The sequence below is a fragment of the Streptomyces sp. NPDC019531 genome (assembly GCF_044903305.1).
GTDB lineage: Bacteria > Actinomycetota > Actinomycetes > Streptomycetales > Streptomycetaceae > Streptomyces.
In genome coordinates this window covers 117093-125569 of record NZ_JBJDQL010000029.1, presented here as the reverse complement: position 1 = coordinate 125569, position 8477 = coordinate 117093, and the positions used below count along the sequence as shown (strand labels likewise).

Here is an 8477-nt window from a genome sequence, read left to right as displayed (position 1 = left end):
AAGAGGGTGTAAGCGGCCGGAGCCAGGCTCATCGCCGTACCCGGATGGCCGTTACCGACCTTCTGTACGGCGTCGGCGGCCAGGACGCGAGCGGTATCCACCGCCCGCTGGTCCAACTCGGTCCACTCGAAGGCGGCGACGGAGGCGGGGCGGGATGCGTCCACGGGCGGGGACGGGTTCACGGACTGACTCCAAAGTATGCGAAGGAGAGAAGGAACGGCGAGACGGGAGAGGGCATGCGACGGCGGCCCCCTCCGGCAGAGGCGGGCGCGACCGGGCCCTTCCCGCTCGCGCGAGCGGGAAGGGCGGCCTGTGGTCGGCTCGGGGCGGCCGGGTTACTTCCCCCAGACCTTGCGGTACGCCTCGCGGTACCCGCTGGGGTCCCAGGCCGACTTGCTGCCGCTGTTGTCGACCGTGGTGATGTGGGCCGGAGCGACATAGCCGCTGGCGGGCTTGCCGGCGAAGGCGCGGTTGAACTCGTCGACGATCTGCCAGCCCTGCTCGGACAGCGGCTCGGGAACCGTCGCCGTCTGGAACTGCTTGCTGTTGATGCGCTGGAAAGCGGACGGGTCGCCGTCACCCGCGCCGATGTTGAAGGGAGCCGAGTTGCCCTGCCTGCCCGCCGCGCGCAGCGCCGGGGCGGCGTCGGCGAAGTAGAGGTCGTTGATGGCCACCGAGTTGGTCCACTTCGTGCCGAAGCGGGACAGCAGGGCGGACACCTCCTGGGGGGTGCGGCTGCTGGCGTCGGCGATGGGGATGTTCGACGTGGTCAGGACCTTGACGTCGGAGCAGGTGGCGAGTTCCTTCTCGATCAGGTCAGACTTGCCCTTGGCGAAGGGAATCGAGGCGTCGGTGAAGACCACCACGCCCGCCCTGCCGTTGGACTGGCTGATGATCCAGTCGGCGCTGATCTTGGCGACGTCCTGCACCTTGGTGGTGATGTTGCTGAAGAGCTTGGGGGCCGTGCTGGGGCCGGGGGCGTCCACGGCGTGCCAGCCGATCAGCGGGATGCCGGCGGCGTTGGCCTGGGCGACCTGCTGCGCGGTCGACTTGGGGTCGAAGCCGGACAGCACGATCCCGTCGGGCTTGACGGCGACGGCCTGGCTGAGCGCGGCCTGGATGCCGGCCGGGGTGCCCTGGCCGTCGATGATCCGTACGTTCCAGCCGATGGCCTTGGCGGCCTCCTTGACTCCCTCGGCGGCTCCGGCGACTCCCGGGTTGGTCATGCTCTGGGCGACGTAGACGATGGTCTTGCCGGCGACGGCCTTGGGGCCGGTGGTGGGGCCGTCCCAGGGGGCGTTGACGTCCTCGGCGGCCTTGACCGCCGCCTTGGCCTTGGCGAGGGCGGTGGGGCAGCCGGCCTTCGTGCCGGCGGCGGCGGTGGCGGTACCGGCTTCCGAACCGCGGGTGCAGCCCGCGGCGAAGGCGGTGACGACAGCGAGTGCGGCCACAGCTCTCAGCGGTGCCATGCGGGTGTGGTGGTACGACACGGACGGGCTCCTTGCTGACGTACGGGGAGGGTTGGTGAGGTGAAGGGGCGGGAGGGCCCCCGCACCGGGCTTTCTCAGGCCTGGTCCGCGGACGCGGCCGGGGTGCTCGGCGCGGGCTCGGACAGCGACTTGCGGGTGGCGTTGGCGCCGGCGCGCAGCCTGCGGCGGGCGGAGTAGCCGGCCAGGCCGACGGCGAGGAGGAGGGTGCCGCCGTTGAACAGGGAGGTGGCCCAGAACTCGGCTCCGAGCTGCTGAATGCCGGCGAGGCCGATGGCGAGGATGGCGACCGCAACGACCGTGCCGGCGGCGTTGGCGCGGCCGGGCTTGATGGCGGTGGAGCCGAGGAGGGCGCCGACGAAGGCGGGCAGCAGGTAGTCCATGCCGACGCTGGGGTTGCCGATCTGCTGCTGGGCGGCGAGCAGGACGCCGGCGACACCCACCACGAGTCCGGAGCCGGCGAAGGCGTAGATGCCGTAGCGGCGGGTGGGGATGCCGACCAGGTCGGCGGCGCGGGCGTTGGAGCCGATGACGTACAGGTAGCGGCCGAGCGGCAGCCGTTCCAGCAGCAGCCACAGCACGACGGCGAGGCCCAGGACGTAGAAGGCGGGTACGGGAAGGCCGAGGAACTTGGAGTCGTACAGGTCCGTGAAGGCCGGGGGCAGTCCCTGAGGGCCGGGGACGATGCGGGCGCCGTCGGTGATCCAGCCGGTGAGGGCGTAGAGCACGCTGCCGGTGCCGAGGGTGGCGATGAACGAGTCGATCCGGGCGAACTCGACCAGCAGCCCGTTGAAGACGCCGACGAGGCCGCCGCCGACGATGACGACGAGGCAGGCCATCGGCCAGGGCCAGCCGTTGTTCACGATGAGCTGCATCGCCAGCACGTGGGCGAAGCCGAGGCCGTAGCCGACGGACAGGTCGAACTTGCCGGTGACGATGGGGATCATCGCGCCGAGGGCGAGCATGGCCGGGATCGACTGGTTGGACAGGATCGAGGAGATGTTGTCCAGGGTCGGGAAGGTGTCCGGCAGGGCGAGGGAGAAGACCAGGAAGAGCAGGACGGTGAGGGTGAGCAGACCGTAGGTGCCGATCAGGTGGCCGCGCACCCGGCTGCCGCCGGACCGTCCGGTGGCGGAGCCGCCGTCCGTGCGCGCGCTCCCGGCTGATTCGGTGGCGTCGCCGGTCGTGGTCCCCTGATCGCGGCGGGAGGATGTGGTCTCGGTGGCCATCAGTGGTTGCCCGTTCCGGTCAGCGCCGGCATGGCCGACGCGGCGTGGGTGAGTTCGGTGACGGTGAGGTCCTCGCCGGACAGTTCCGCCGTGACGCTGCCCCGGACGAAGACCAGGGCGCGCTGGCAGACGGCGGCGACTTCCTCGAAGTCGGTGGAGATGAGCAGGACGGCGAGGCCTTCGGCGAGGGCGTCGTCGAGGAGCCGGTAGATCTCGGCCTTGGCGCCGACATCGACTCCGGCGGTCGGTTCCTCGAGGATCACCACGCGGCGGCTCAGGCGCAGCCAGCGGCCGATCATGACCTTCTGCTGGTTGCCGCCGGAGAGGGTGGCGATGGGTACCTCGGAGTCGGCGGGGCGTACCCCGAACCGCTCGACGAGCGACCGGGCCTGCGCGCGTTCCCGTCCGGGGCTGATCCAGCGCCAGGGGGAGCGGGCGTCCGCGCGGGGGTTGGCCAGGAAGTTCTCACGGATGGTGAGTTCGAGGGCGCAGCCCTCCTCCTGGCGGTTGCTGGTGACGAAGCCGATGCCCGCGTCGACGGCGGCGGAGACCGAGCCGGGGCGGTAGGGCCTGCCGTCGAGTTGCGCCTCGCCGCCGGTGAGGGGCCGGGACCCGGCGAGGGCGCGACCGAGGTCCATGTGTCCGGCGCCGGTGAGTCCGACCATGCCGAGGACTTCCCCGGCGCGTACTTCGAGATCGACGGGGCCGGCGCCTTCGGTGCTGGCGCCGGTCAGACGCAGCACGGTGGCGGCGCCCGTGGTGCGAGGGGCGGCGGGCCGGTGGCTCTCCGGCTCGTGACCGACGATGTCGCGCACGATCCGCTCGGGGCCGTGGTCGGCGAGGAGACCCTGGCTGATGAGGTGGCCGTCGCGCAGGACGGCGTAGCGGTCGGCTACCTGGTACACCTCGTCGAGACGGTGGCTGACGTAGACGATGGCGTGGCCCCGGTCGCGCAGGGTGTGCAGGACGTCGAAGAGCCGGGCGCAGTCGGCGGCGGGGAGGCTGGCGGTGGGTTCGTCGAGGACGATGAGGCGGGCTCGGGTGGCCAGCGCACGGGCGATGACGACGAGGGAACGCTCGGCGCGCGTGAGGTCGGCGACGGCCGCGTCCGGGTCTAGGTGGCCGGCGACTATCTCCAGGGCTTCGGTGCAGCGTCGGCGCACCTGCCGCCAGGAGACGAGGCCGGCACGGCGGGGGTAGCCGGTGCCCAGCGCGACGTTCTCGGCCACCGTCATCCACTCCACCAGACCCAGGTCCTGGTGGATGAAGGACATCTCGGCGCTCGCGGCGGAGGAACCGAGAGGGTGGCCGGCGACGTTGATCTGGCCTTCGTCGGCGCGGTAGACACCGGCGAGGATCTTGATAAGTGTGGATTTTCCTGCGCCATTGTGCCCCAATAGGGCGAGGACACTGCCTGCCTGGATGTCGAGGTCCACATCGGCGAGGGCGAGGGTGCCGCCGAACCGCTTGCGCAGACCGCGGATCGTCACCAGCGGTCGGGAGGCCGGGTGCCCCTCGGGCGGCGGAGAACTGGGGGCTGTGTCGTCGGGAGCGTCGTTCACGGACTTCTCCGGGAGATACAGGCCGAGGACCAATCCATCGGCTCGACCAGCATCCTGATCTCTTCACAGCATTCTGGTCAATACTCTCGTCGGCATTTGTTGCCCCAAAGTTGCCCCAACATGACGGCGGCCGTACGGAAGAGTTCCGTACGGCCGCCGTCGCAACGATCATCCCGCGGGTCGGCGGGACGCCCTCACCTCATCACCCTCCCGCCGACGCCCCCTGCGGGAGCATCGGGTTCTCCAGCCCCGCCGCGATGGTGCGCAGGTCCTTCAGGAGCGCCTCCCGGAACTCGTCGTCGAGTCGCGCCTTGAGCACGGTGACACTGATCGCGAAGGGGGCCGAGTCGGTACGGAAGCCGGCGACCGGCACGGACAGACACAGGACACCCGCCGTCGCCTCCTCGTCGTCGACGGCGTAACCCCGCTCCCGGGCCTCGGCCAGATCCTTGAGCAGCGCGGGCACCGAGGTGATGGACCGCTCGCTCAGCGCGGGCAGGGTACGACCGCGCAGCCGGTCCTCCGCCACCGCCGGATCCAGCGTGGAGAGGATGGCCTTGCCGGTCGCCGTGCAGTTCGCGGGGAAGCGGTCGCCGATGTTGGCGGTGAGCCTGAGCGGCTGGGTGCCGTCGTACCTGGCCAGGTAGAGCACGTCCAGGCCGTCCAGGACGGCCACCCGGGCCGTCTCCCGCGAGATGTGCGCGCTGCGCCTGCACAACTCGTAGAAGTCGCGCAACTGGTCCACCGTGGACAGATAGCGGCCACCGAGTTCCACCAGTTTGCGCCCCAGCCCGAAGCCCGCACCGTTGCGCGTGATCATGCCCGCCGCCTCCAGGGAGGCGCAGAGATTGCCCGTCGAGGACTTCGGCAGGTCCAGGGCACGCGCGATCTCACTGACCGACAACGGGCGGCCTTCCGCCTCGCCGAGCACGTCGAGGATCGCCACCGCTCGGGTCACCGCCGGGACGAGGCTTCCCGGGTCGCTTGCGCTCACCGTCGATTCCACCCATCATTCTGTTCGTCGTTCAGCATGTTGTTATTGTCTCTCGTCTGTCGCCGAACGACAATGCCGTCGCCGTGTGCTTTGTCATCGGGATTCGCCGAGTCCTGTGACCGTAGCGTGCCTTCCGGGCCGGCCGGCGACACCCTCCGAGCCTTGGAGCGCTGAGCACCTCATGACCAGCAGCCCATCCGATTCCCCGCCTCCCCCTCTTCCCGACAACGGTCCCCGGCTGTCGCGCGAGGAGTTCGACTCCCTCTTCGACGCCCTGCGGACCTGGGGCAGTTGGACCCCCGCCGACCGCGGCGCGTGGAACCGGGTCACCCCGGCCCACGTCCAGCGTGCCACCGCCCTGGTCCGCAGCGGCACCACCGTTCCGATGGCCCTGCCCTGGAACACGGTGGCCGGCCCTGACAACGGCAAGCCCGCGCTGCACTACATGTCCGACCTCGGCGACGTCGAGGCCCCGGAACCGTCCTGCCACAAGGACTTCATCGCCGTGGACTACCACGGCAAGGGCGTCAGCCACCTGGACGCCCTCTCCCACATCGCCTATCGGGGGCAGCTCTACGACGGCCGTACCGCCCGCGAGGTGGTCGACGCCGCCGGCGCCCACTTCGGCACCGTCTCCGCACTGGGCCCCCTCGTCACCCGGGGCGTCCTGCTCGACCTGCCCGCCGTTCTGGGCACCGACTGGCTGGAGCCCGGCACCGCCGTGCACGCCGAGGACGTCGCCGCCGCCGAGAAGTCGCTGGGTGTGACGATCGGCGAGGGCGACGCGGTGCTGCTGCGCTCCGGCCACTTCCGGCGCCGCGCCGAACTCGGCGCCTGGAACCCGGACAACCTGAGCGCAGGCTTCCACGTGGACGCCGTACCGCTGCTGGCCGAGCGCGGGATCTCCCTGCTCGGCGGGGACGGAGACAGCGACGTACGGCCCTCTCCCGTCGAGGGGCTGCACTCCCCCGTGCACGCCCTCGCCATCACCGCGATGGGCGTACCGCTCCTGGACAACCTCGACCTGGAGGCGCTGTCCGCCGCCTGTGCGGCGGAGGGCCGCTACGAGTTCCTGCTCGTGGTGGCACCGCTGAACGTCCCCGGCGGCACGGGCTCGCCCGTCAACCCGGTGGCGGTGCTGTGATGGCGGGTCACCGACCGGCCGACGGCCGGTTCTCCGTCGGGGTCAGCCGCGACTTCCTGGACACGGACGGGCGCAACGTGTGGGGTGACATCCGCCTCGGGGACCTGGACGCCGCCGGGGTCGACTGGCACTACCTGCCGCGGGACACCGACGAGCTCCTCGCCCCGGACATCGACGGCCTCGACGCCGTCCTGTTCGCGGGCCCCGCCGTCACCGCCCGCACCTTCACCGGCGTCACCAGACCCCCGCTCCTGTTCGCCCGCTTCGGCGTCGGCTACGACGCCGTCGACCTCGACGCCTGCACACGGCACGGCGCCCTGGTGACCATCACCCCGGACGGTGCCAGGCGGCCCGTCGCCACCGCCGCCCTCACCATGCTGCTGGCGGTCCTGCACAACGTCACCGCCAAGGACAGGCTGGTACGCGAGGGACGCTGGTCCGAGCGGGAGCAGTGGATGGGGCTCGGGCTCACCGGCCGCCGCATCGGCCTGCTCGGGCTCGGCAACACCGCCCGCGACCTGGTCGGACTGCTCCGGCCGTTCGACACCGAAGTCATCGCCTACGACCCCTACTGCCCGCCGGAGACCGCCCGGGAACTCGGCGTACGTCTCGCCGACGCCGACACCGTGATGGCCGAGGCGGACGCGGTGATCGTGATGTGCGTCCTGACCGAGGAGACCAAACACCTCGTGGACGCCCGGCGACTGTCCCTGATGAAGCCCTCGGCCGTCCTTCTCAACGTCGCCCGCGGCCCGATCGTCGACGAGCCGGCGCTGATCGACGCACTGCGGGCGGGCCGCATCAGAGGCGCCGGACTGGACGTCTTCGAGACCGAGCCGCCCGATCCGGGCAACCCGCTGCTGAGCATGGACAACGTCGTCCTCAGTCCGCACAGTCTGGCCTGGACCGACGAGATGTCCGACGGCAACGGCGGCAGCGCGGTCCGGGCGGTGCTGGACGTGGCGACCGGCCGGCTGCCGCGCTTCGTCGTCAACCGGGATGTCCTCGGTCACGCGTACCTCTCCGAACGGCTGGGCGCGCTCGCGGCGGACACCGGGGAGCACGCACCGGCGGGGGCTCGCCCGTGAACTCCCCGTCCGCCCCGTCCGCCCGCTCCGAGACGGTCGGTTTCGTCGGGCTCGGCGCGATGGGTCTTCCCATGGCCGCCAACCTCGCCAAGGCCGGCTTCGACGTCCTGGCCTGGAACCGCGGCGGCGCGCCACTCGACGCGGCGGTCGCCGACGGCTGCCGTGCCGCGGGCAGTCCGGCCGAGGTGGCGGCGGGTGCCCGGACGGTCGTGACCATGCTGCCCGACCTGCCCCAGGTCCGGGATGTGTGGGCCGGCCAGGACGGACTGCTCGCGGGCCTGGACCCGGCCGCGGCGGGCCGGACGATGGACACCCTCGTCGTGATGGGGACGGTCTCCCCCGTCGCCGTACGCGCCCTCGCCGAGGAGCTGCGTCCGCACGGCGTCCTCGTCGTCGACGCTCCCGTCAGCGGTGGGGTGACCGGCGCCCGTGACGCCACTCTGTCGATCATGGCGGGTGGAACGGAGGACGCCGTCGAACGCGTCCGCCCGTATCTGGCCGCCATGGGCTCGACCGTACGCCGCATGGGCGACACCGGAGCGGGATCGCTCGCCAAGGCGTGCAACCAACTCGTCGTCGCCGGAACCCTGGTGGCCCTCGCCGAGGCCGTCGTGCTCGGCGAGCGCGGCGGACTCGACGCGGCGGCTCTCCTGGAGGTGCTGGCCGGTGGCCTCGCCTCCTCGGAGGTGCTCACACAGAAGCGCCGCCACCTCGCCGACAGCGACTTCACGCCGTCCGGACCCGCCCGCTACCTCCTCAAGGACCTCGGCTTCGTCCTGGACAGCGCCAACGACGCAGGCGTCGAGCTGCCGTTGTCCGCCACCGTCGCCCGCCTCTACGCGGCCGTCGACGACCGAGGGCTCGGCGACCTGGACAACAGCGTCGTCCTGCGGCTGCTGCGTGAGGACAACGGCTCCTCCACCGAGCAGCACACCTCGAAGACCCCATCCGCACCACCCCTCTAAGGACTGAG

8 protein-coding genes are annotated in these 8477 nt (G+C 71.4%); 3 read left to right on the top strand and 5 right to left on the bottom strand.

Annotated features, from left to right (window positions below):
• From ACI2L1_RS29200 to ACI2L1_RS29180, 5 genes are all read right to left on the bottom strand, one after another.
• A partial coding sequence (locus ACI2L1_RS29200; protein ID WP_404742373.1) for a hypothetical protein occupies positions 1-164 on the bottom strand: 164 nt, incomplete at its 3' end.
• Between the two features lie 171 nt (positions 165-335).
• On the bottom strand, positions 336-1469 hold the full coding sequence (locus ACI2L1_RS29195) for a substrate-binding domain-containing protein (protein ID WP_404742372.1): 1134 nt from the start codon (positions 1467-1469) through the stop codon (positions 336-338).
• A gap of 95 nt (positions 1470-1564) precedes the next feature.
• Complete coding sequence (locus tag ACI2L1_RS29190) at positions 1565-2716, bottom strand: ABC transporter permease (RefSeq protein ID WP_404742369.1); 1152 nt, start codon at positions 2714-2716, stop codon at positions 1565-1567.
• Positions 2716-4278 carry a sugar ABC transporter ATP-binding protein gene (locus ACI2L1_RS29185; RefSeq protein ID WP_404742368.1) on the bottom strand — a complete coding sequence of 521 codons (1563 nt, stop codon included), beginning with the start codon at positions 4276-4278 and terminating at the stop codon, positions 2716-2718. The genes ACI2L1_RS29190 and ACI2L1_RS29185 overlap by 1 nt, the downstream gene beginning before the upstream one ends.
• 202 nt (positions 4279-4480) lie before the next feature.
• Entirely contained in the window at positions 4481-5272 is a 792-nt protein-coding gene (locus ACI2L1_RS29180) for an IclR family transcriptional regulator (RefSeq protein WP_404742367.1), read from the bottom strand.
• Between the two features lie 181 nt (positions 5273-5453).
• On the opposite strand from ACI2L1_RS29180, the gene ACI2L1_RS29175 reads away from it, so the two are divergent.
• The 3 genes from ACI2L1_RS29175 to ACI2L1_RS29165 are packed head-to-tail and all read left to right on the top strand — an operon-like array spanning position 5454 to position 8469.
• Positions 5454-6416, top strand: a complete 963-nt coding sequence (locus ACI2L1_RS29175; RefSeq protein WP_404742366.1) for a cyclase family protein — start codon at positions 5454-5456, stop codon at positions 6414-6416.
• A complete protein-coding gene (locus ACI2L1_RS29170; RefSeq protein WP_404742365.1) occupies positions 6416-7504 on the top strand; it encodes an NAD(P)-dependent oxidoreductase in 1089 nt (362 codons plus the stop codon). The genes ACI2L1_RS29175 and ACI2L1_RS29170 overlap by 1 nt, the downstream gene beginning before the upstream one ends.
• Entirely contained in the window at positions 7501-8469 is a 969-nt protein-coding gene (locus ACI2L1_RS29165) for an NAD(P)-dependent oxidoreductase (protein ID WP_404742364.1), read from the top strand. Before ACI2L1_RS29170 ends, ACI2L1_RS29165 begins: the two co-directional genes overlap by 4 nt.
• The last annotated feature ends 8 nt before the right edge of the window (positions 8470-8477 follow it).